At 46.0% G+C, this 23140-nt stretch carries 28 protein-coding genes; all 28 read left to right on the forward strand.

All coding sequences use genetic code 11. The features are described from left to right. The first annotated feature begins 554 nt into the window (after positions 1-554). The 28 genes from J8Z24_RS05020 (at position 555) to J8Z24_RS05160 (ending at position 23053) form a co-directional block, all read left to right on the forward strand. On the forward strand, positions 555-833 hold the full coding sequence (locus J8Z24_RS05020; RefSeq protein WP_125253409.1) for a helix-turn-helix domain-containing protein: 279 nt from the start codon (positions 555-557) through the stop codon (positions 831-833). Then, positions 811-1170, forward strand: coding sequence for a hypothetical protein (locus J8Z24_RS05025; protein ID WP_125253408.1), 360 nt, complete (start codon positions 811-813; stop codon positions 1168-1170). The genes J8Z24_RS05020 and J8Z24_RS05025 overlap by 23 nt, the downstream gene beginning before the upstream one ends. A gap of 17 nt (positions 1171-1187) precedes the next feature. After that, the gene (locus J8Z24_RS05030) at positions 1188-1607 is read left to right on the forward strand and encodes a glycoside hydrolase family protein (protein ID WP_147389625.1); all 420 of its coding nucleotides are present in this window, start codon (positions 1188-1190) and stop codon (positions 1605-1607) included. Next, positions 1604-2002: a 3TM-type holin gene (locus tag J8Z24_RS05035; RefSeq protein ID WP_176033118.1), complete on the forward strand. Its 399-nt coding sequence runs from the start codon at positions 1604-1606 to the stop codon at positions 2000-2002. Before J8Z24_RS05030 ends, J8Z24_RS05035 begins: the two co-directional genes overlap by 4 nt. Next, positions 1999-2247, forward strand: coding sequence for a hypothetical protein (locus tag J8Z24_RS05040; protein ID WP_125253405.1), 249 nt, complete (start codon positions 1999-2001; stop codon positions 2245-2247). Before J8Z24_RS05035 ends, J8Z24_RS05040 begins: the two co-directional genes overlap by 4 nt. 58 nt (positions 2248-2305) lie before the next feature. Continuing rightward, complete coding sequence (locus tag J8Z24_RS05045) at positions 2306-3148, forward strand: baseplate assembly protein (protein ID WP_252095389.1); 843 nt, start codon at positions 2306-2308, stop codon at positions 3146-3148. Positions 3149-3156: 8 nt separating this feature from the next. Then, on the forward strand, positions 3157-4053 hold the full coding sequence (locus J8Z24_RS05050) for a phage tail protein I (RefSeq protein ID WP_252095390.1): 897 nt from the start codon (positions 3157-3159) through the stop codon (positions 4051-4053). Positions 4054-4471: 418 nt separating this feature from the next. Then, a complete protein-coding gene (locus J8Z24_RS05055; RefSeq protein ID WP_252095391.1) occupies positions 4472-5017 on the forward strand; it encodes a phage tail-collar fiber domain-containing protein in 546 nt (181 codons plus the stop codon). Between the two features lie 9 nt (positions 5018-5026). Continuing rightward, the gene (locus J8Z24_RS05060) at positions 5027-5803 is read left to right on the forward strand and encodes a phage tail protein (protein ID WP_252095392.1); all 777 of its coding nucleotides are present in this window, start codon (positions 5027-5029) and stop codon (positions 5801-5803) included. Positions 5804-5813: 10 nt separating this feature from the next. Beyond that, positions 5814-6128 carry a hypothetical protein gene (locus tag J8Z24_RS05065; RefSeq protein ID WP_252095393.1) on the forward strand — a complete coding sequence of 105 codons (315 nt, stop codon included), beginning with the start codon at positions 5814-5816 and terminating at the stop codon, positions 6126-6128. Positions 6129-6250: 122 nt separating this feature from the next. Further along, positions 6251-7021, forward strand: a complete 771-nt coding sequence (locus J8Z24_RS05070) for a hypothetical protein (RefSeq protein WP_252095394.1) — start codon at positions 6251-6253, stop codon at positions 7019-7021. A gap of 11 nt (positions 7022-7032) precedes the next feature. Further along, positions 7033-7497: a hypothetical protein gene (locus tag J8Z24_RS05075; RefSeq protein WP_252095395.1), complete on the forward strand. Its 465-nt coding sequence runs from the start codon at positions 7033-7035 to the stop codon at positions 7495-7497. Between the two features lie 63 nt (positions 7498-7560). After that, positions 7561-8517, forward strand: coding sequence for a baseplate assembly protein (locus tag J8Z24_RS05080; protein WP_252095396.1), 957 nt, complete (start codon positions 7561-7563; stop codon positions 8515-8517). Then, positions 8498-9244 carry a phage tail protein I gene (locus J8Z24_RS05085; protein ID WP_252095397.1) on the forward strand — a complete coding sequence of 249 codons (747 nt, stop codon included), beginning with the start codon at positions 8498-8500 and terminating at the stop codon, positions 9242-9244. The genes J8Z24_RS05080 and J8Z24_RS05085 overlap by 20 nt, the downstream gene beginning before the upstream one ends. A gap of 166 nt (positions 9245-9410) precedes the next feature. Further along, positions 9411-9947 (forward strand): phage tail-collar fiber domain-containing protein, encoded by a 537-nt coding sequence (locus J8Z24_RS05095; RefSeq protein WP_252095398.1) that lies wholly within the window; start codon positions 9411-9413, stop codon positions 9945-9947. Position 9948: 1 nt separating this feature from the next. Next, positions 9949-10707: a hypothetical protein gene (locus tag J8Z24_RS05100; protein WP_252095399.1), complete on the forward strand. Its 759-nt coding sequence runs from the start codon at positions 9949-9951 to the stop codon at positions 10705-10707. Positions 10708-10709: 2 nt separating this feature from the next. Then, positions 10710-11078 (forward strand): hypothetical protein, encoded by a 369-nt coding sequence (locus J8Z24_RS05105; protein ID WP_252095400.1) that lies wholly within the window; start codon positions 10710-10712, stop codon positions 11076-11078. Positions 11079-11086: 8 nt separating this feature from the next. Then, positions 11087-11929 (forward strand): baseplate assembly protein, encoded by an 843-nt coding sequence (locus tag J8Z24_RS05110; protein WP_252095402.1) that lies wholly within the window; start codon positions 11087-11089, stop codon positions 11927-11929. 1 nt (position 11930) lies between these two features. Beyond that, positions 11931-12857, forward strand: coding sequence for a phage tail protein (locus J8Z24_RS05115; RefSeq protein WP_252095403.1), 927 nt, complete (start codon positions 11931-11933; stop codon positions 12855-12857). Positions 12858-12869: 12 nt separating this feature from the next. Further along, positions 12870-13418, forward strand: coding sequence for a phage tail-collar fiber domain-containing protein (locus J8Z24_RS05120; protein WP_252095404.1), 549 nt, complete (start codon positions 12870-12872; stop codon positions 13416-13418). A 3-nt stretch (positions 13419-13421) separates the two neighbouring features. Continuing rightward, on the forward strand, positions 13422-16451 hold the full coding sequence (locus J8Z24_RS05125) for a hypothetical protein (protein WP_252095405.1): 3030 nt from the start codon (positions 13422-13424) through the stop codon (positions 16449-16451). A gap of 10 nt (positions 16452-16461) precedes the next feature. After that, positions 16462-17166: a DUF4376 domain-containing protein gene (locus J8Z24_RS05130; protein WP_252095406.1), complete on the forward strand. Its 705-nt coding sequence runs from the start codon at positions 16462-16464 to the stop codon at positions 17164-17166. A gap of 61 nt (positions 17167-17227) precedes the next feature. Then, complete coding sequence (locus J8Z24_RS05135; protein WP_128732103.1) at positions 17228-17710, forward strand: BW3TFN family phage tail fiber component; 483 nt, start codon at positions 17228-17230, stop codon at positions 17708-17710. Between the two features lie 10 nt (positions 17711-17720). Further along, positions 17721-19685 (forward strand): DUF4815 domain-containing protein, encoded by a 1965-nt coding sequence (locus J8Z24_RS05140; RefSeq protein ID WP_252095407.1) that lies wholly within the window; start codon positions 17721-17723, stop codon positions 19683-19685. Beyond that, the gene (locus tag J8Z24_RS05145; RefSeq protein ID WP_176033103.1) at positions 19682-20878 is read left to right on the forward strand and encodes a hypothetical protein; all 1197 of its coding nucleotides are present in this window, start codon (positions 19682-19684) and stop codon (positions 20876-20878) included. The genes J8Z24_RS05140 and J8Z24_RS05145 overlap by 4 nt, the downstream gene beginning before the upstream one ends. 8 nt (positions 20879-20886) lie before the next feature. Further along, positions 20887-21108, forward strand: coding sequence for a hypothetical protein (locus tag J8Z24_RS05150; protein WP_128732100.1), 222 nt, complete (start codon positions 20887-20889; stop codon positions 21106-21108). A gap of 19 nt (positions 21109-21127) precedes the next feature. Next, entirely contained in the window at positions 21128-22624 is a 1497-nt protein-coding gene (locus tag J8Z24_RS05155) for a hypothetical protein (protein WP_252095408.1), read from the forward strand. Positions 22625-22633: 9 nt separating this feature from the next. Beyond that, the gene (locus tag J8Z24_RS05160) at positions 22634-23053 is read left to right on the forward strand and encodes a hypothetical protein (protein WP_252095409.1); all 420 of its coding nucleotides are present in this window, start codon (positions 22634-22636) and stop codon (positions 23051-23053) included. The last annotated feature ends 87 nt before the right edge of the window (positions 23054-23140 follow it).

Genomic DNA, 23140 nt, shown 5'->3' on the forward strand with positions numbered 1-23140 from the left:
TATTTTAGAGAAAGCCTTGACGGGCTGCAATGTTGATAGGTCATAACGCTTAAAAAACCACAGTGAACGTCAGCTTAGTTAACTGTTGTAATTTTTTATTTACCTTTTAATAAGTTAAACAATCGTACTGTGTATATATCCAGTTGATGTTTGTAAGTTTCTCATTAGTAGGTCATTTTTGACCTGTTTCGCAACCTTAAAATCGCTATTATATCACTACGCTGAAGAAAGTTATCGGATGAAGATGTTAACAGCGTTGTGGGGTTATTGGAATTAAACCCTGTTGGCAAGGATGAACGACTACGTTGTTTTCGCTTCTCAGTAAAGGTTATACCAATTTGACTTAATACTTGCTCAATTTGAAGGAGTAAATCTGACGCTAACAGCGTTAAAAATTTTTCATTTAGAACAACTAAATAGCAAAATTTTTGCCTAGTTATCGACAAGATTTTCTCGCCTCAAAATAGACCATTTAATTAAGCAAATTGGTATTAACTCAGCTAAGCAGAACAAAATTTCACTAGTCGTGTTTATTTTTTGAGGTAAGGAGAACTATGACACTTATAAACACAGCCACATCCAGACTGGTGGGTCAAATCAAGCCTGCACCTACAGGAGCAGAAATACTGCGTGTTGCACGCAGGCTCAGAGGCTATACACAAGCCGAGTCAGCGGCTCACTACGGTATTGAAGAGCGCACATTAAGACGCTGGGAAAATAGGGAATATAGCCCTCGCTGGAATGACGTGATTGGCCTAGTTGAAGATGTTTACTTACTCGATATTTTAGAAGTGATAGGAAAAATTCACGATGAACAAACAAGTGACAATTAAACAAGTTCGTACCGCGCTTAAACGTTGGGGTAAATTTTGGTGTGCCAAAGAGTTAGGTAAGGGGTTTAGCCGTCAGGCAGCTACAGAAGCAATAGGAAGTGTAGCGAGTCGTAACATGAGTGCAGAGCAGATCCATGTCCCAGATGAAATAGCGCAGCTAAGCGCCTCTATAGAGTTGCTAAGACCAGAGTGTAAGCGAGCCATTCGAGCAAAATATATGATGCACAGTAGCGCCGTAAACGCAGCCAAACTACTGGGCTTTGATAGTAAGCGTTCTATGGAGTTTTGGTTACTTAAGGCCGAGCAGAGTTTAATGGTTAACTTGTCTGCACAATAGAAAAGGAGGGGGATTGTATGTCAGTGATGAATACAGTTGAGCAAATCAAAAAACATGAGGGATTTCGGCAATTTCCTTATTTGTGTACAGCAGGAAAGCTAACCATAGGCTACGGACGCAACCTAGACGATAGCGGAATAAATGAAGATGAAGCTGAGTCATTGCTTGCCAGTGATGTTGAAAACGCAAAAGCGGCAGTGTCACGCAGAATTAATACGCAGCACTGCAATGAAGCAAGGATAGCGGTGTTAGTCAATATGGCGTTTAATCTCGGAGTGACCGGTTTGCTTAATTTTCGCCGGATGCTGCAAGCAGTAGAAAAAGGTGACTTTGAAACCGCTGCGCTTGAAATGCTAGACAGTCGCTGGGCAAAACAAGTGCCGATACGAGCACAAGAATTAGCACAGCAAATGATTTGTGGAGAGTGGCAAGCATGAGTCTACTGGCAAGTCTGTTTTCAGCTAAAACCGTGGCACCTATCGAGGCCATTGGTAATATCTTGGATGAGTTATTTACCAGCGAAGAAGAGGTGCTAAAACAAGAGCATCTCAAAGCGAGGCTGATAGCAAAACATGCGCTAGTACAAGCGCAGATCAACCAAGTACAAGCCTCACATCGCAGTGTTTTTGTTGCCGGTGCTAGACCTTTTCTGATGTGGGTATGTGGGTTTGGTTTTTTATTTTCATTTGTTGTTAATCCTATCTTACAGTGGTTAGTACCGGAGCAGGGCACACCCGATTTACCGTTGGATGTCATGCTAGAATTAACACTTGCCATGTTGGGGCTTGCAGGGTTACGCACGGTGGAAAAAGTAAAAGGAGTGAGTAAGTGAATCACCCAGAACAATGGCAGATGAAAAAAGAGTTGAATCTGGCTCATATTTTAACCACCATCGTCTTGCTGGTGTCTAGCATTATTTATCTGGGGGATTTAGATAAACGGATCACGACCAATTCTCAAGCGCTTGATCATCTCAAGCAAATTCGCAAGGAAGATCAAAAGCGTATAGAAAAACGCTTAGATTCCATAGACAAAAAACTTGATACCTTATTAAGCGCGCGCCGCAAAGAATCTTAGCAGCAAAGCTACTTCGGCAGAGCTTTTTATATCCAACTTAATTTACAAGGAGAGTAGCATGAATAATGCTATTGATCTGACGCGCCTATCTGCACCAGAGGTGCTTGAGACTGTTAGCTATGAGGCTGTTTACCAGCAATTAGAGGCGCAGCTACAGCAGCACTTCCCTGATTACCCGTGGTTGCCTTCAGATCCAGCAATTAAGTTGATGGAGCTGTTTGCCTACCGAGAAGTGCTACTTAGGCAGCGCGTAAATGATGCAGCGCAATCAGTTATGGTTGCTTATGCTAAAGGGTCAGACCTAGATCACCTGGGCGTCTTATTTGGCGTGCCGCGAGAGGAAAATGAGCCTGACGAACGTTATCGACTCAGGATCCCATTGTCGTTAGAAAGCCACTCAATGGCGGGGACAAACGGCGCCTATCAATATCATGCTTTTACCGCTTCTGCGAAAGTGAAAGACGTATATGTTGAGTCAAGCTTACCCGGTATTGTCGAGGTGTATATTTTGCCAGTAGCAAGTGTTGAGACACTGCACGAAAAAGAAGCGCTACGTACCGAGGTATTGCGATACCTAAATAATGAAGATGTTAGGCCGCTTACTGATTTGGTCAGAGTCCATTTGGTAGAGCCAACACAATACACGATTGAAGCTGATATTTACTTTAACGCAGGGATTAATACAGAGCAGGTTAAGGTAGCGATTAACCAAGCGGTTAATGCGTTTATTCAGTCTCATTATTTACTAGGTAAAGAAGTACCAAGTTCAGGTCTCATTGATGCGCTACACCAAGGAGGGGTCAGAAAAGTCAAATTGCACACAATGAATGACGATATTGTATCTACTGTGAAAGAGGCGGCTTTTTGTCGCACTATACAGCTGCACTTTCCAACAGAGTAAGGAGACTTATGGCGAATTATCATAAATTACTACCGCCAGGTACATCCCCACTGGTTTGTAACATGGCTGAGGCAGTAGAGCGTGTACCTGAAGAGCTCAAAGTGCAGGCAACCATACCAGAATACATTGGCAGGCAATGGCACCCTGCAACCTGTCCAGAGGTGCTATTGCCTTGGCTTGCTTGGTCACTGTCAGTGGATGAATGGGACGAAAATTGGTCGCTTCAGACTAAACGCGCATTTATCGCCAACTCAGTTAAAGTACATAAACATAAAGGGACTGTAGGCGCGGTGAAACGAGCACTGGCATCACTTGGCGTCAGTGTAGAGTTTTTTGAGTGGTTTCAAGAGATTGATGATATTGCCATTGCGCCATATCAATCAAAGCAGCCACATACGTTTATGTTTATTGCATGGGCGAATGAAATCCCCTACACCAGCGATGCTGTGGTGCTCAGCCCTGAGCTGTACCAAGCTGTAAGAGATGTTACAAACAGTACCAAGCCACAGCGTGCACACTTTGACTTTTTAGTTGGGGCAAAAATGCAGCTAGGGTTGCAAAGTGCGGCGATCGCCAGTGGAATGCAAGTTGCGCGAAAAACGGCGCACACTCAAGCTGTCAAAGCGCCAGCAGCGAAAGTGTCGGCGGCATTGGCCTTGGCAGGCACCAAACCCGTTGCGGCAACAAGCCAGTACATGAAAAGCATACCTGTGAATGCAAATATGCACACACGAGCACCACTGGCACTGCACCTTAATAACCGCCGTCACGCTGTAAGCCGTATTTATTTTACCAACGAGCAAAAGCTGCCAGCTGCCAAGATTGACTTGAGCTGTGCATTTGCAACCAGCTTATATATTAATAATCAACGTTTTCAAGTGGCAAGATTCTACTGCCACGCCTAATCATCGCAGCAATGCAATCAACAACCGTTATTGGAATAGCGACTACTTCACTTCAATTGATGTCATCAGCGTTTACCCAGCGGTAATACCGATTGGTATAACCCATTGCTGTTATCTCGTACCGATATGTATAAAACCTGAGCTGCGGATAATTAATGCCTTCTTGCAGCCAGTTTTAGTGCTAACTGCGTTGAATTCACTTCCAATAGCCAGCTATTGGTGCGTAAATTCGCCTTGCCTACAGGATGTAGGTACCTTAGCGAGAGCAGGACGCGGGAGCGGTGTTTTCCCTAAAACTCTCTGGCTAGACAAGGAAAAGCTAAGTTGTGCTTTAACAGCAATGAGTTGGAGCACTCCTTATCCAAACCTCAGGTTATTGAAGCAAATTGGTATCACTCAACAAAAGGAGACAGGTGCTGTGAGCACGATTTTACGGCCGACGATCACCACCAGAGGGTTGGAAGCAGTATTTAACGCCCAAAAAAATGGCTTTCAAGCGAAGATCAGCAGAGTAGGGCTTGGCACAGGCAACTACACGCCAGATCAAGGGCGTAGCCAGCTGCAACAAGAAGTCCACCGCATTCTGGTGGCCAGCGGCGAAGACAAGGGCAATGCCCAAATCCACATGAGTGTGATTGACGACACAGATCACAACTTTTGGGTCAATGAAGTTGGCTTTTACATCGAAAGTGAAGCAAATGGTCAACCCGAAGAAGTACTCTTTGCGGTGTACTCTTCACCAGATAGACCCATTGCGTATAAGTCGGCGGAAGTCGACTTATTACTGGCGTTTGATTTGGTCTTAACAGGGGTTCCTGCGGACTCGGTGACCATTGTCGATAATGGCGTCAACCTTAATATTCTTATCGCCCCAGAGCTTGCCAAGCTCGGCGCTGCACAAATCAATAATATGACCCGTCATCTTAAACAAAAGTTTGAACTGATGGCTAAAGGAATTTTATAGGAGCAATTTATGGCATTAGAACAAGATATTGCAAACCTGATACAGTCCACGGATGCGTTAACCGCAGTGGTTGACAATAAGGCACAGCAGTTGGACAGCCAAATGGCAGCGTTTGATGCGCGTATCGCAAAAAAAGAGCAAGATGTAGATGAATTTATCCAAGAAGCGATGCCAGAAACACGCTATGTACAAGATATTTTTATCGGTGGTTCAAAGGATTATTTTTATCCGGTGTGGTGGCGTTTTCCCAGCAACTCTGCAGGCACGAGTAAGTTAACGATTGCACGGCACTATTCTCGAAATAGTGACACTAGACCTCTAGATCCAAACCGACCTCACCAAGCTGCGCTTCTGCTAGAACTGGAAGGTAATGCTCATGCTTGGGATGGTGATGCTAACTTTATGCACATTAAGCGTTTTCATGAGCGTTATCATCCAACAGTTAGTCACCTTAGTTTCGCTGCGCAATGTAAATCTGAAAAAGTAGACGCAGCACTAGATAGTTATGGTGGAGGAACCGATGGAAGTGTGGGGCCATGGTGCAGAGCATTTAGTGGTTTGTATCTAAGGGGCGGAGGCTTAAGCTATCGTATAATCAAAAACTGGACTGGTGATGTCAAATACCATGACGGTGCGGATATGAATAGAAGAAACATCTACGAAACAACCCGTGACACATGGTCAGTTCGTTGGTTCGCAGAGCCAATTCCATTTGCCGAGCGTTTGGCGCCAACACTAAGTTCCATTCCATACGCAAACCACCCCTATACACCACCAACAGCCTAAAGGAGTAAACATGGAAATAAAAACGTTAAGAATTGGCGATGATGAGCTGATTAATGTCCCTGCGGATGAAAAAACGCTGGCGGATTTGGGCATTGCTAGCGCTGATATTCCTGCTATTTTAGCCGAGGCCAAACAAGCGCAGCTACTATCACAGTGTATGCACGCCAGAAGCTTTTCTTATCAAAGCGAATCAGACGGGCTGGCCTTTGATTATTTAGCCACTTTAGCGGAGTTTGGCGAAAACAGCGAAGCGACTCAGGAGGCAAAAGCCGCGTGGTTACAGGCAAGAACCACAATAAAGGCTCGCTATCCAAAACCTGAATAACGAATATGTACAACCACGTTAGGCTACAAAGCCCACCCTTTGGTGGGCTTTTTTGTGCCTGATTTACCACAGAGCTAATGCTCAATAGTTTTAATAAACAACTTAACCATATGGAGAAAAATATGGCACTAGAGCAAGATATTGCCAACCTCATCGAGGCATCAAATGACCTCACTGCAACCGTCGATAATAAAATTCAAGATATTACGGCGACCTTAAATAACAGCGTGCTTGATGCCAAAAATAAAGTGAATGCGGAGCTGGGTCAAATAGACCAAAGGTTTGACTCTGCTCGTAAGAGTCAGTCTCATTTTCGTGTGACTAAAAACCAAGCACTAATTCCCAATGAAGCAGGGACTTTTCCACTCTTCTGGAGTGGCGGTTATGTCAAAGAAGCGAGATTCTTAGAAACGGTGACGACCGGGATAGAAGCAGATCAACGCACACCACTTGCCAGAGAATTTCTACGCGCTATCAACTCTGATACCAAATACTTCGCTCAGAGCTTTAATATTTGGGAACTAGAATATTACCCAAATCGCCGGGGCGAGAGCGCGCATCAATTTGCTTACTTAATGTACCAGTACTTCAGAGCACCTACCGTTGTTACAGCAGCAGCGGTTGTGAAACATATTCGAGGGACAGTACCAAACAATTGGTGGTGTGAAGGCTTAGAAGCAAATCAAGAAGCAAAACTTTGCGGGAAGGTCATGAGTTTTGGTCGAAATAGATATGGCCATTGTCACCCTTATGTTCATGGTGAAGGTAAACCTGAGGATGAAACTGGCGTGATTCAAATTGCCCTTCCTGCCGTTGTGACAGGAGAAGTACCTTTGGATGATTGGGGACAATTTGCCTATTTAGGTGACGCTACACAAAATGCTTACGATTAAGGAGAATAAAAATGGCAAAACTAACAGTAAATAACCAAGTTGCTGATAAGTTCTATGACCCTAGTACCCCACATTTTGTAACGCAAGAGTTTGTTGAAGACACATTTGGCGTGGGAGCAACATTCACATTAGAGCTGAGTGAAGACGAGGCTGCGCTACAGAGCAAGCAATCTGCTCGTGAGAAAATAGCGCGACAGGTTGCAGACACTGACACACTACTAGGCACAACAGCAGACACGACACAGCTATTGCTAAACGAGCTGAGCAGTTTAGTGACTTCGCTTAGCACCGCGCAGTCATTAGAAGATGTGCGAGCTTCAGTGAGTGGACTGAAAGAAAAAATTGGTCATATTCACACCGATGTGCAATCAGGAAGATTAGCTTTTCCATATCAAGTTAAAGGTGAAGCGCAAGTAATGCAGGAAATTACTGAGCGAGCCAATGGCGTGAGTCAAGCACTACAAACGCGTGGGTGATAACACATTAATTGCACTCGGCAGGTTATTGTTGAGTGCTGTTTTCAAAGCATTGGGTTCCTTATGTCTTTAATCAATTTTAGTGCCGTTGATCTTGGCCAACTACCGGCATCTGATTTACTTGCACCGGTCCAATTTGACACTTTATACAATGAACTCAAGCAAGCACTAGCGGCGGCTTGCCCTGATCTTGGCGAGCCCTTGCCAAGCGACCCATTAGCGAAGTTGATGGAGGTGTTTGCTTATCGAGAGCTGCTCTTACGTCACCAAATTAATGAGGGCGCGCAGCAAGTGTTGTTGGCAAAAGCAACGAGCAGTGAACTTGATTATCTAGGCAATCGCTTTTTAGTCACTCGCGAAGTCGATGAAAGTGATGCTCGTTTTCGTGAGCGGATCCGATTGGCACTTGAAGGATTTAGCACCGCAGGGCCAATTGGCGCATATTGTTTTCATACGTTTAAAGCACTGCCTCAAGTAAAAGATGTTTTTGTGGAGTCCCCCGAATTTGCGCTGCTGCAAGTCGAACCGCCATTGTCAGAGCTCGTTCCAGCGCAAACGAAATTGCTGCACTGTACCCATGCCGCTCGACTTCATGATGCAGCGCCAGGGGATGTGGCGATAACGGTGCTCACAGATAGCGGTAATGGCATACCCAGCCAAGATGAAATAACAGCGATAACAGACTATTTATTCCAAGAAGAAATTAGGCCATTGACCGATAGACCAAGGATACTCGCCGCTGAGGTAAAGGAATTTACGCTTCATGCCAAACTGTATTTATATCCCGGCCCTGATGAGCAAAAAGTCAAAACGTTGGTCGAGCAGAGTGTGAAGCAGTGGTTGCAGGCGCATCATAAGCTTAATCACGATATTCGTATGTCTGGACTGTATGGCGCATTACATCAAACGGGCGTGCAACGTGTTGAGCTGGTCTCGCCAACCGAAGATATTATCAATGCGCCTTGGCAGGCAGCGTATTGTACGAAAGTGGAGGTAGAAATTGCAGGAAGAGATATTTAATACCTTACTACCACATACGAGCACACCACTTGAGCACGGGCTGGCAAAAGCGTTACGTAAAGTCTCCAAAACCCCAGTACCGCTCGGTAGTTTATGGGATCCTTGGCGGTGTCCTGAGCACTTTTTACCTTGGCTTGCCGACGCGCTCAGTGTGGATTTTTGGGACAGTACTTGGCCTGTTGAGGTCAAACGTAAAATCATCGCCAATAGCGTGCCAGATCACCGTATCAAAGGGACAGTCAGTGCAATCAAAAGCGCGCTTTCCACGTTAGCGGCAAAAGTTGAGCTAAAAGAGTGGTGGCAACAAGACAATCCCAGTGACTTTGCGCCGCATTCGGCGCAGATAATCGCATTGGCAGCGCAAAACTTAGACCCAGCAGGCAATACGCTGCTCACACCAAAATTACAGGCGCAGCTATGGCAAGCGGTGGTGATGACCAAACCATGTCGCAGCCAAATCAGCCTGAGCGTCGGGGTACAGCAAAGTGCCAGCTTGCTCGTTACTTCGGCAAGTCAATCGCTAAGCCTACAACGTAGCTGGATGCCCCAACATGCTGATAATGTTGAAAATATGACTGCGCTTGTGGTTGCCACGACAGCGGCTTCACACAGTATGGCCAAAGTATCAGGTAAGGTAAGTTCAGATCTCACCTCCGCGTCGAGTATTTTTATCCAAGCGGCACCTTTTGCCATCCAAATGCAGCGCCAACAATTTTATTGTTACTAAGGCCTTTGCTACTTGCGTTTTGTTTTCCCGAGTGTGTTTTGGTCGCGGTGCTCGACCTGCCGCCAAGTGATCTAAGTAAAAGTTGAGCAACAATAAACCAAGCTTGCTCAGATGAACAAAAGCAAATTTGAGAGATAAGTAAACCCTAATCTTTAAGGAATGATTTATGGAACACTTTACGCCGCTCATCACGCAGGCGGGATTAAATGCGGCCGTTAATGCCAAGGCCAATGGCTTTACCATTGATATAAGTGCCATTGCGGTGGGGACGGCTGGCTATGCACCTTCACGTAGCCAAACTCAGTTGCAACAAGAAAAAAACCGCGTTGTGATTGCTGGTGGGCAGGTTGTGGGGAATGGTCAATTTCATCTTACCGGTCATTTTCAGGACGATGAAGAGTATGCGGTGCGAGAGGTCGGGTTTTACCTTGCCGATGGCACCTTGTTCGCAGTGTGGTCTCACCCCCAAAACGTACTATTTTATCAAACCCCTATCGCACAAATTATTCAAGGGTTTGATTTACTGCTCAGCGCCGTGCCAGCAGAGACAGTCACGATTAACACGACCGGCGACTTAAGGCTTTTTTATGCAGCAGAATTTCTCGACATGCTCATGGCACAAACCCAGCAAATTAATGCACATATTCAAGCCAACCACAGGCAAATTCAATTTAACGACAGATTACTACAGCTAGGAGTGTAAAATGGCCGACTATCAGCCAATGACATTAGAGCAGCGCATCGGCGCACTGCAAGCCGAAAACGGCAAACTAATAGATTCAAATAATGCCCTTACCCAAACCGTGGTGGGTAAAATGGGGGAGATTAACCATGCGCTGAGTGATGCGCAGCAAGATGTTAATGAAGCGATTGCTCGCGTAGAGTCCAAAACCGATCAGGCGATCCTTAATTTTGCAGATAGCCATTCGGATATAAACATCAGTTATTACGATCAAATCGCTCATTCAAAGGCTTCACTAGAAATAACACCGGATCCAGAAGATGAATCGCGCTCTGAGTGGATGTTAGTGCCAACGACGAGCAGTGGTTACCATATTTATCCAACCGTCGGTGCACTTACTAAAGTTCATCTCGCTCATGGGTACTCATACGCGCCGGGGCACAGTGAAACACCACAATATGAACGTGACTGGAGCATTACTTATTTGCAATTTGTGTTTGCAAACTCATCGGCAACAAGTGCGCAAATTAATGAGCAACTGAATGCGTCAACGCTTGATTTAACCCGCTTTGGTGGCTGGTGGAATGGTTCATCAACGGGCACTATTCCGGTGTTAAAACTTGAGCACCACCACCCATATTCTCGATTGTTTGTCAGGTTTGTTAACCATACCTTTCATGCGGCTAATACTTCAAATCCACCACAAAACATCGTTGAGTTTGGCGGTAATGCAACATTTGCCGTAGACCGTGTAATTAACTATCCAAGAATTAAGGTGTAATGATGCAAGAGCAAATTCCTTCTCAACAAGACCATTTAGCGACGCTCGCATATTTAGACAAGCAAGTAAAACGGGGGCAAATTGCCAGAGAAGTCGCAGACGCAGACTCTATTGTTGGTACTACATCAGACACCAGCCACCTTTTATTGGTTGAGCTTGTTACATTGATTGACGGCTTGAGTAAAGCAACCACATTGGCAGAGATGCGCGCGGTGGCATCACAAGGTCAAACGCGTTTTGGCACATTGGCGAATAAAGTACTAAACCGTGAAATTCAATTTCCCTATCAAGGTAAAAACATTGAGCGTGTGTATCAAGAGATAGCAGCGCGCGCGACGGGCGTGACCACCATACTCACTTCTTCAGAATAAGGCTTTTTATGGCAAATCAAACTATTGATCTTACGACTTTGCCTGCGCCTAACATCCTCGAACCACTTGATTTTGAAAGCCTATTTCAAGCGCGTAAACAGCGCTTTATTGAGCTTGCACCTGAGTATAGCGATGCGTTAACACTAGAAAGCTCGCCGCTGGCGATATGTTTACAAGTGGAAAGCTATCGTGAGTTATTGCTAAGACAGCGTGTTAATGAGGCCGCAGCGGCAAATTTACTGGCCACCAGCAAAGGGGCAGATCTTGAGCATCTTGGGGCATTTTATGGGGTATCGCGGTTGCCTAATGAGCAAGACGAAACACTTAGAATGCGTATTCGTAATAGCACCATCGCGTCAAGTACCGCAGGCAGCGCAGCACATTATCGTCATCAAGCCATCGAAGCGGCACCGGGGTTAATCAAGGACGTATCGGTACAAAGCCCAGGGAATGGGCTGGTGGTTGTCACGGTATTAGCAAAGTTGGACGCTGACGCCGAGCAGGTGTTAACGCAAGTTAAAAACCGCTTGTTTGATGACTCAGTAAAAATGTTAACCGATACCTTAGAGGTCAACTTGGCAGAGCCGGTGTTGGTTGAGGTGAATGCAGAGCTATACCTAAACACCCATGCCTCGGAGCTGATTGTCGATAAGTTAAAGCACACGCTACAAGAAAAATGGCTGCAAGCCACGACGCTTGGTTGGGACTTAACGCCAAGCTGGCTACATGCTCAGCTTCATGGCACAGGGGTGCGACATATCGAGCTATTAACACCCACACAGTTAATTGATGTGGCCGCACACCAATACGTGATCCCAAGTGCTATCTCGCTTGTGCTAAAGCGGGGGTAATATGACCTTATTACCCCCTAATCACACCGAGCTACAGCAACGTTTACAGCAAAGTGTGACGGTGAGCGACGACATTGACCCGGGTATTTCATCTCTTTCTGGGTTTAAGGCAGAGCCACACATTAATTTGTTAATGTGGCTCGTATGGGAATATGGCTTAGAAGCTATTTTGCCATACTCCCAAGACCTACGAGAAACCCTCAAGCAAGGTTTGGTATGGCAGCGCCTGCGTGGCACTCCTAAAAGCCTAGACATGGCGCTGAACTGGCTTAATTTTGAAGATGCTGAGTTAGAGCTCACGCCTCCTGGTCGTCACTTTTATCGCTATCAACTCAGCGCTGGAAAAATTCCCGGTGACAAAGCCTTTAAAGATATTCATCAGTTGCTTGGGTTATCTGTGCCCGTCAGAGCCAAGCTCTCGCGTGTCTATCATGATTATGATGTGCGAGAGCTGCGATTATCCACGGGCGCATTTGGTCAACTGTTGTCGGATGTCTCTGGAGTGGCATTTTATGATGGTGAGCAGGTCTTGTGTAAAGCCAGTTTTGGTCGGCGTCATCAGCACGGTGTCGCACCCGGACAGATCAACGCTGCAACACAGTTGAGCCGCACCCATAGCCAGCGCAACCACTACTTTAGCGCCAAGCGTTTGAGTGCATATAAGCTTAGCGACAAAGACCCGTCACGCCTGCCTGTAAGCACAGCAAGAGTGCGGCTTTTATCATCGCATCGAGTGTGGTCAACACGCTCGTGGCAGGGTAAATGGCAACAGCGCTGGATAAAAGCAGATAGCCTGACGGGCAGGCCACTTAGTGCCACTATCAAACACTGGCAACATCGGCAGATGATGCCGTTATCCACTTCCATCGCTACCACAGGGCGGCTCAATGTTCACTGTAGTCATTTTGAGGTAGTACTTCCCGAATAAACGGAATAAACAATGCAATCTTCACACTTTGCCCCTGTTGTATGGACTACACAGGGGCTTGCTAAGTTGACTGAAGCCATAGAGCAAGGACAGCCTTTTACACTCACACACCTGTCAGCAGGTAGTGGCGGCTACCGTCCTTCTGAGGGGCAGACGCAACTGCAACAACAACAGCAAAAAGTACCTATTTTACAAGCCGAGCAGTTAACCACCACGCAAGTCCGCTTTAGTGCCGTATTTGAAGGAGAGGCCGAATACCCAGTAAAAGAGCTGGGGGTGTGGTCTGATAACACACTTGTTGCGGTGCATAGTGCCAGTGGTGAGGTGCTCAATTACAAAAGCAAAGATGTAGCCTGGCTAGAGATAATTTCACTTAACCTCGCAGCGCTGCCTTCACAGCAAGTTAGTTTTGCAACTGGGGTGTTCAACACCAATATTTTTATGGCAAAAGAGCTGGCGACGTCTGTTTATGCACATCTGAGACAGGGTAAAAGCCTAATTCAACAAGCCAACCAAACTTTGCAACTGGCGATGCGCCTAAGAAAAGCAAATATAGGATAATACATGACCATAGAAGCACAACTCGCTCAGTTGCAACAGGCCGCAACGGAGCAAACCGAAGCAAGTGTTCAACTTGCCAATAATATCACCGAGGGCCTACAAGAAATCGATCAGGTTAAGCAAGATATTGCCAAGGCGTATGATACGGTAAGTCAGAACAACCAAGCGCTGAATGATTGGCAAACTCAGTCAGGAAGCGTTAACCTTAAAGACCTAAACGGCAACAGCCACACACTGCCAACCCTAAAATCACTCGTTGCAGATGCACAAAGCGTTAACCCAAATCCCCATGTCATGACCAAAGCTCAATTTGACGCACTGCGCGATATGCGTAAACAGCAATATGCAGGCAGTGGGTTTGTGGAGTGGGGTAAGCATTATGATTCAGGTGTAAATGCTGAAACAGTTAACGAGGGGATGGATTTACTGTACGGGCAGCAATATCTAAACTTTTTAAAGCTGGGTAGTAAACACAAATCTTCGACTGGAAGCTCAAAAACTTATTTGCCAATAGTTGTGATAGATGGAACAACCTTTGAGCTATCCGATGGTGTAGGTTTAAGAGGAGATGGTACAGCGGTCACAAATGGTGACGAGTGGAAAAGAGCTCTATTCCCACCAGCACCCGATGGAACCAAAACCTATGACTCAGCAACTGGCACCGTAACCCAGCATAATAATGCTGAAGCCGCATTTGCAGCAGAAACTGAGACCAATAAGGTGATCACCTCTCGTAAAGACTTAGTATTTCTAGAGGCTTGGCATGAGAAAATAGCGGATAAAGACGTCGTGTACCCGCTCGGCAATGTGCAATATGGCGCAAGTAGCTATAAGGGCATTGGCCTTCGCAATAACCTCGTTGCTCAGGGATACTCCGCATTTGGTGAATGGGATAGCGCAACCAAAGGGTATGGCATTAAGTGGTCATCGCTAACAGAAGCGCAAAAAGCTATTTTCCTTGGCGAGCCTGAACATAATATTTACTACGACCCAGAAGCCAAAGCGTATATTCAGGTTAGATATCGAATTAGGGTCGAGCCAGACTGCGGCTTAGGCTGGAAAGGATATTTAAATGTATCGAAAGTAAGTGAGAGCTCTGTTATTCGAGGTACGCATCCACATTATCTGCGACTTCAAGGGGTAAATATTGATTTCAATACAATAGGTGTTGACAATTTAAAGCTGGCTTATACTGGTGCAGACAGAGATAAAGATATCGGAACTTGGGGGAGTCGCTCACATTGTCTTGCGATACCAATAGCCCTAGTACAGCGTCTCAACCAAGGTGCCTATCACCCTAGCTACAACCCTTTGGGCTGCAAAATGTGGAATGACGTTAGCACGGGAACTGGTGGCGTTGATTGGCATAAAGCGTCGGCCGGTCAAATGACAAATACTACTGAGTGCTTTAAACAAGTAAGTAGTGGCCAGGTAGTAGGCGCTCGTGAGCCAACTGGAAAATTAGGCCAAAACTGGTCAGGTCGTCCTGACCAATACAGATATCACGATGCCATCTACGCAGGCCAAGTTGAAGATTTGCGCCTAAGTGCGAAAAAGCAAGATGTGAACAAGTTACGAGAAAGCAAATTAAGTGACGCTATTGCAGGTAAATTTAGAGGCAAAGAGAAACTTCCGTTTACTAAACTAAAGTCTGGTTTTTGTTATGACTCAGGCATGACTATTTACATATTTCAAAATGTTCCTTCGTCTGAGAGTAGTTTAATTGGAAGCGATAAGTATTATAGAGGGGATGATATTGTAAAAAGCTACCCTAAATACTCAGAGTTTAAAGCCTCTGCGGTGGCAATAAAATTTACGGACGCAGGAGATACCGATTTAACAACCTTTGCAGGCGGTACTCCACTAGGGCAGTGGTTTATCATTGATAAATTTGATATGCAAAGTCATTTATTCATCGCGCTTATAAATCCCAACACAGGAAATCCACATTGGTTCAGCTCAGGCAGGGCATCAACGATACAGGCTGAGTTATTATTTCCTACAGAGCAAAGTAATGCAGAATTTGAGACTTTGTCTTGGACTGACATTGTTGCGACGCCTGACAACTTTAAATCTACATTTCCTGACGGGGTACAAGGACAATGGATACCAAAGTTACCAGACGGGACAGCTGGTTATCCACTAAATCGGAAGCTATCCGATGATACGTTATCAGCGACCTTTTCAAGCGACCATGGACAAACCTGGGTTAAAAATAATGTACAGTTTGATCCTGTAAAAAATATAAATTCAGCAAGTTGGGATGCGAATACCGTGGCATTGTTGCAGTATCAGTCAGACTCCGTGTTCACTCATGCTGCAAAAAGCACCACAGTATGTGGGGATATAGGGCGAGTCTATGCGACCCAAGCATATATGAGTCACTATGGGAATCGACTGCTGCCTAGTCTAACAGGACAGGTTGGTAAACGTAATAGCGGTGCTTATTTTCAAGAGTTCCTTAATGTTTCAAAACACGCATATTATAGCCCAACCCAAACGCTTGGATGGACATCTCATACAGGTGATGAACCAATCCATGAACCATTAAATCTTGATGTTCCAAATGATAATTCGCCAGCAGTAAAAGCGTTATCGACAATTACTGAAAAGAACGGACTGCTGTATTTACAGTTTCATGGTTCGGAACTCAAATATAAATCAATTCATCTACGTGATGTTGAAGTCATTGAAGCAGGTGTTGAAGCCAGCGTTGTAAAAGGGAAGGTATACAGGCTGCAAGGGTTTGATAATGCTCACTTAAATAGGCCTGTTATTGCGCTAAAAGATAGATTGAACTTCACTTTTTCAGCGTCTGCATTTGATGGTTATCGGGTAGCACATGATGGCCGTATCATGACAAGTTCAGGCGCTGAATATTCATTCATTAGAGTTCATAACAATGACTGGGGCGACGACCAAACCATCCCTATCATCAACGGTGAAAACACCAAAACCGACCTTAACGGCAACACCGTCAAAGTGTTCTGCCATCACACCCTATTCCCAATAGGTATTGCACACAATGGATAAGGAGCATGCGATGAACACAGAAGTGGATAACTTCAGCGCAGATGCAGTCGAGGCCTCGGCGGTGGGCTATGCAGACGTGCAAACAAAAATAATGTTGCGTCACCCTCAAGAGCAGATTGATGAAGTACTACGACTTGCCATTTTGCAAGAAGAAGCGGCATATCGTGAGGCGTATACCGCGTGGCAGACTGCAACGACAGAGGTGCAAGCACAAATAGCAGAGGTACAAGCGCACAATGCTGCTAACCCAGATGAACTAAGGCCAGTACCGCCGCTGCCTGCCGAGCCGATGCTAGACTTGCAAGCGAGAAGAGCGTGCTATCGTGCTGCGCATGTGGAGGTAGATTTAGCACTAACTACTGAAACCAAAGATGCACACATTGAGTACGACGACGATGCGCTTGTGGCTTATCACCACCCAGCCACGGTGTCGCACACCGCACGGCAACTGGCAGATACCAAGCGCGAGCGTTTTAAAAGCCAGCGCGCTGCCAACGTGTCGTCAATTACGGTTGAAGTTGACGGCTTAACCTTTGACGGTGATGAGCAAAGCCAGCAGCGCATGATTCGAGCCATCCTCTTGATGACAGAAAACGACACGCAGCGCTGGGTGCTTGCCAATAACACTGTGGCTGATGTCACCAAAGCACAGCTTATGCAGGCTTGCTTACTTGCGGCCGCACAGCAATCCGACCTGTGGATTGAATCTAACTAAACCTCTACTTTCTCACCGAGCTTAATTTTTAGCTCGGTTTCATTTCTGTAAGGAGTATTCCTTGGCCACTTTAACACAACAAGGCCGCAAGGCGCTTGCGCGGCTTTTGAGCCAGCAAGCTATTTATTTGGCATGGGGTAAAGGCGACCCAAGCTGGGACGACACCTTGTCGCCAACCCCAACCAATACCACTCAACTCACCAGTCTTATTGGTTATCGCAAGGCAAAGCAAATTCGCTTTTGTGAACCTGATGAGCAAGGGGAGATCCAAGTGCCGAGCGGCAAGTTCAGCTTGACCGACACGCCCAGCCAGCATCTGTATTGCCAGTTTACCTATGACTTTGAAGATGGCTTAGGTGAGCATATTCGAGAGCTAGGTTTAATGCTGGGCACAACAGCAAAAGCCAACGTGCCCGCAGGCAAGTATTACCTCGCACCCGACGAAGTGGCGCAGCCCGGCGAGCTCATTTTATTAGAGCATCGCACGGCGTTATTTCGCGACCAAGGGGTACGCGAGACCTTTGAGTTTGTGATCAGTTTTTAAGAAGAAGGCAATGATAAAAGATTATTACCAACAATTTGATCCCGCCAAACAATATAGTCAGCTGTTGTTTCGGGCAAGCAAAGGCTTACAAAGCCGTGAGCTAAACGATTTACAACTACAGTCTCAGCACCATGTAAAAGGCATTGCTGATGTCTTGATGAAAGATGGCGATGTAGTAAAAGGTGGTGATGTTGTCGTCGATAACACCCAGCAGCGTGCGACCATAGGGGCATCGTCGGTGTATTTACAAGGTGCGGTGCATGATGTGCCAACGGCGCAGCTTGCCATTAGGCTCGATAAATTAGAAGTTGTCGGGGTGTGGCTGGCAAAGTCTGTTGTTACTGAGCTTCACGACCCCGCACTTAGAGATCCTGCCATTGGCGCTCATAACTTTGATGAGGCCGGTGCAGCGCGGTTAAAAATATCGGGAGTATGGGGACTAAGCGATAGCCTTGACTACCCTGACAGTGACTTTTTCCCTGTTTATCAGATAGATCACGGCACGCTAATTGTTAAGCAGCCGCCACCGCAGCTCGACTCCATCACCAGTGCCCTTGCCCGTTACGACCGTGAGTCGAACGGTGGCAGTTATGTAGTCAGCGGTTTAAATGTCAGTTATCGCCAGACAAGTGCAACCCACCAGCATTTTAATGTGCAAGAAGGTAAAGCCCATATTAATGGCTATGAAATCGCATTTAATACCGCATTACCAGTTGCACTGGCCAATGATCCCGATGTGCGTGAGGTGATCAATGAACCGAGCCGATTTATTGCTAATGACCAAGGGAAAATGCGTATCGACCTGGACTTTGCGCCGGTTCAGCGTATTGATCAAGTGACCGCTGAGGTGAAAAAGCGCACTGAACTTACCCGAGGACATGCACAGACTGGACAAAACACCGACCCATTTGATGACGACTCGGTGATTGAGATTATGGCGATTTCACAAAACGGTGTGGAATACCGCCAAGGTATCGACTTTATTTTCGTCCGTAATCACATTAGCTGGCGTGAAGGCGGAGATAAACCCGCATCAGGCACAACGTACGATGTGATTTATACATACCGCCGTGCAGTGGAGGTCAGTGCAGATGAAACTGGATTTTGGCTTGAGCAGCATTTAAATGATGCAGAAGAAGTGCTGGAAAATGGCCTGATCGTGGTGGATTACCATTGGTATATGCCACGCATTGATTTATTGGTGTTAACTCCAAGTGGTAGCGTTGAGCGGATCAAAGGCGCACCAGATAGAATTAACCCGCAAGCGCCTTTGGTGCCTCATCAGCATTTGGGTCTTGCACAAGTGCGTCAGCACTGGGGTAGTGCACCACCGCAAATTCAAAATATTGCAATTGAAGCCGTACAAATGACCGATTTGGCACTAATGCAGCAGCAAATATCCGATTTGTATCAGTTATTGGCTATTGAGCGGCTTCGTAACGACACTACGGCACAAACACCAGCCAGCAAATATGGGGTGTTTGTTGATCCGTTTTTAGATGATGACATGCGTGATGTGGGGCTAAGCCAAAGTGGCTCTATAGTGGATGGTGAATTGATGTTACCGATGAGCGCTGATGTCACCCAGCTGACGCAAACACAGACCCTGTCGTTACCATTTGAACTTGAAGATGTGTTAGTACAAGAGAGTCGTACAGGGGAGATGAAAATCAATCCGTATATGGCATTTGAGCCTATTCCTGCGGACGTCACCTTAACCCCCAGTGTTGACCACTGGACACAAACTCAAACGCAATGGACAAGTCCTATTACACGCCGCTTAACTCAAGGTGGGGGGCGCGTACGCCGTGTTGTTGAACATACCACAACCGAGCGAGTAGGAGTGAGGCGTCAGCAAGCTGAGTTTTTGCGTTCTCGTTGGGTCGATTTTGCTATCTCAGGGTTTGACTCTGGTGAGCAACTTGACTCTTTACTGTTTGATGGGATTGAAATTATTTCAGAGGTACAAGCATGATCCAAGCAAATACGCGCGGTGAGTTAACTGGTCGATTTAAAGTACCAAATAACGTGCCCGCAGGTACTAAGTTGGTGCGTTTTATTGGCAAGCAAGGCTCCGCAGGCAGCGCCAGCTATACCGGTAGCGGCATCATAGAAGTCGAAACGCTACGCCGCGTCAATAACATTATTACTCAGCGCTTTGACCCACTTGCACAAACCTTTATTTTGGAGCAGTCACGCTTTATTGCGGGGGTTGAACTGTGGTTTACCGCCAAAGGGCCAGAAGCCGTTGAAGTGCAAATTCGTGAAGTAGTACAAGGTATTCCTACCCAAACTGTGCTGGCCAGTAGCAAGATAAATAGCGATGAGATAAAGCTAAATGATCAGCCAACGCCATTTACTTTTACGCCAACTTTTTTAAATGCAGATCAAGAATATGCTTTGGTTGTGCTCACCGATGGTGCTGAGCATAGTGTGGCGATTGCTGAGCTGGGCAAGCTTGACCAAGGGCATAACTGGGTTACGTCACAGCCTTATCAGGTTGGGGTGCTGTTGTCTTCAAGTAACGCAAGTACGTGGACGCCACACCAAGATAAAGATCTCACCTTTAGGTTAAAAGCCGCTAAGTTTACTGCGCCAAGCCTACGTGTGGAGTTAGGCTCTGTGGACGTTGAACAAGTAACCGATTTAATGTTGCTTGCAGTCGTGCAGCGCCCAAGTGCTGAAACTCAAGTTGCTTTTGAGCTTACCTATCCATCTGGTAATAAAGAAAAAGTGCTCAATGTACAAGAGTGGCAACCGAGCTCACTGGGCGAGACTATCACTGGCAAAGTGAAAGTCAGTGCTTTACTGACTGGTACGCAAACGCTAACCCCGCTGCTATTTGCAGGAACCCAATGTGTACATGGGCAGGTTGCTGACGCTGGTGACTATATCTCGCGTGAATTACCGTGCCGACTCGGTGGCGATGTAATGGTGACGTTTGAAGCCAATATTCAAAGCCACTCTGAAGTGCAGGTACTACTGCAAAAAGAAGCGCAGTGGTTAGCGCTTGAGCTTGATAGTAGCAGTGTATTAACCGACGGCTGGCAGCAGTTTACGTATCGCTTTAGCGGCGTTGATACCGCCACAACAAGAGTCAAACTGGTTTTAAAAGGCACGCCTTCACAGCGCCCAAGGGTGCGTAATTTACGTGCATTTACCTTGTAGGAGGCGCATTGGACATTAATCAATTTACGCCTTATCAGCACTATCCACTCCCTCACCCAGAAAACTTACTTGAGCAAGATGTCCAGCGTTTGATTAACGCCCTGCATGCGATTGACGGTGATATTCACCAACAACAACTTGCCAGTGCACAAGCGCAGCACGACCTCAATAAACGCTTTAACAGGCTTAGACTTAATCAAGTATTGGGTGAATCTGTACTACCAATTTAAAGGACTTTAAGAGGAAATCATGGCAACAATTCAACAAGCCGTTCAAGTAATGGTCGACAAACTTGTCGCAGATATGAATGGCACAACCCCCCTAAGCGCAGAAGAGCAAACCTTAGTCAGCAATGCAATAACCCGCCTTGCCGATAACGCCAAGCTAGAACAAGCCGTCGTTGCGGTTGCACAGGAGCATTTAGATGAGTCAACTCAACTTTTACAACAAGTGGCAACCTCAGCACTGCACAATATCGACACCGCAAAAGCAGAGCTAGGCGGTGCAACTGCGGAGTTGGTAACAAGGGCAGCAAAGCTCGCTTTATTGGATCAAATAGCGCCGCTGACACAACAAATTAGCACCGCGGTTAACCGAGCCAATGCCGCAGCGCCAAAAACGTTGTTTGCAAACAAATTAATAGATACGCCGAGTACGTCAACCAATAACCGCCGTGCCACAGCCGTGTTAGCAATATACGATAGCAGTGGTAAGTCGTATCTAACGCGACCAAGTTACACGGCGAATAGTGCTAATGACGCCTGTCGATTAGAGCATGTTGAGGTAACAGAAACTGGCAGTGGCGTTAACAGAATCAAAACCAGTTTTGTATATAACAACGCATTTGAGCAAAACCCAACAACAAAAGTGTATCAATATGGCGCGAGCGCATTGGTGCCTTTAGGATTAAAAGACCAGCCGAATGATATCGAGTATCAAGTGGTGTTTAGTACGCAAAAATCTCAATCGACTAACGTAACCGAGTATGGTGGGATTTTTGTGTCTGAGCAGGGGTTCACATCAAGGACGTTACCTAAAAAAGACTTAAACGCGGTAGACCAATTTGGCATCGCTACCCGCACAAGCCATCAACACCACGACGTGGCCGTGTTGTATAACAACCAAAAACATTGTTTAGTCGTCATTGATGCTGGCACAAACTTGGTGGTAGAAAAATACCGTGATGGCAATCATGTAACCAATATTGCCATAGCGAATAGTGATGAATACCAGGCTTATGTCGACAGCGGTGACTTTACCACATTGGCTTTTATCGCCAATACATTAGCATGGCCAAAAGGCAGAATTAAGTATGAAATTAATGAGCACAGTATCTCGAGCTATGCGCTAGATTATTATGGATTTTTTGGCGTATTTGCAGGTGAAACAAAAATGGCTGGCAATAGCTATAGCGCCCACTATGTATTTACAGCAGAGCGGAAGCTAGCACCGATAAACTATCATTTTACCAGTCATGGTGATCCTGCCAGAAACCCTGATGCTAACGGGACGGTTAACTCAGAGGGAGAGGTAGTGGTAGCGCTTGAATCTGTAAATGGTGAGGTACTAGGCACTTATCACTATCGGGTTACGACGGACAGGCAAGGGCGCTATGGTGGTATTGTAGCTACGGCAATACAAGTGATGAACCCATATTCGCAGATTGGGATTATAGATGAAGTATTAGCTTATAACTCAACGAATAACCTTGTGTATGGTTTCGCCAGAACATGCCGTGCAATTTAAGGAGTGAAAATGAAAACATATTATGATAAACAACAGGGCATGTGTATTAACGGTAACTTTTGGCAGGTGCACCCAGAAACAGGTAAGCCATGGGATACAGACTCGGCAGCGGACTTTTTGGATAAGGCTAAGGCACAGACGGATAATGACGATGAGGTAGCGCAGTTAAAGCAACAAGTAATTGCACGAGTCAAGCAGCTTGCCTATCAACAATTGCAAGGGCAGCAATGGCGAGTGGAGCGGGCTAAGGAGCGTGAGCTTCAAGCGACGCTAAGTGGTAATGACGCTGAGGCGACTCAGCAACGCGACAATTTAAAAACCATTTTGGCGCAGCGAGAAGCACTGCGAGTAAAAAGCGATGAGCTAGAGTCTGAGGTACAGCGCTTGACCACTAAAGCGGAGTTACTAGCGTATGTGATTGAGTTTTAAATACTAAGCAGGTCAGGATTGACCTGTTTTACTTCCTAAAAATCAGTAAGATACACCTATGCTTGAGAAAGTTAACAAGCACAGGTT

The sequence above is a fragment of the Pseudoalteromonas sp. SCSIO 43201 genome, from assembly GCF_023716725.1.
GTDB lineage: Bacteria > Pseudomonadota > Gammaproteobacteria > Enterobacterales > Alteromonadaceae > Pseudoalteromonas > Pseudoalteromonas peptidolytica.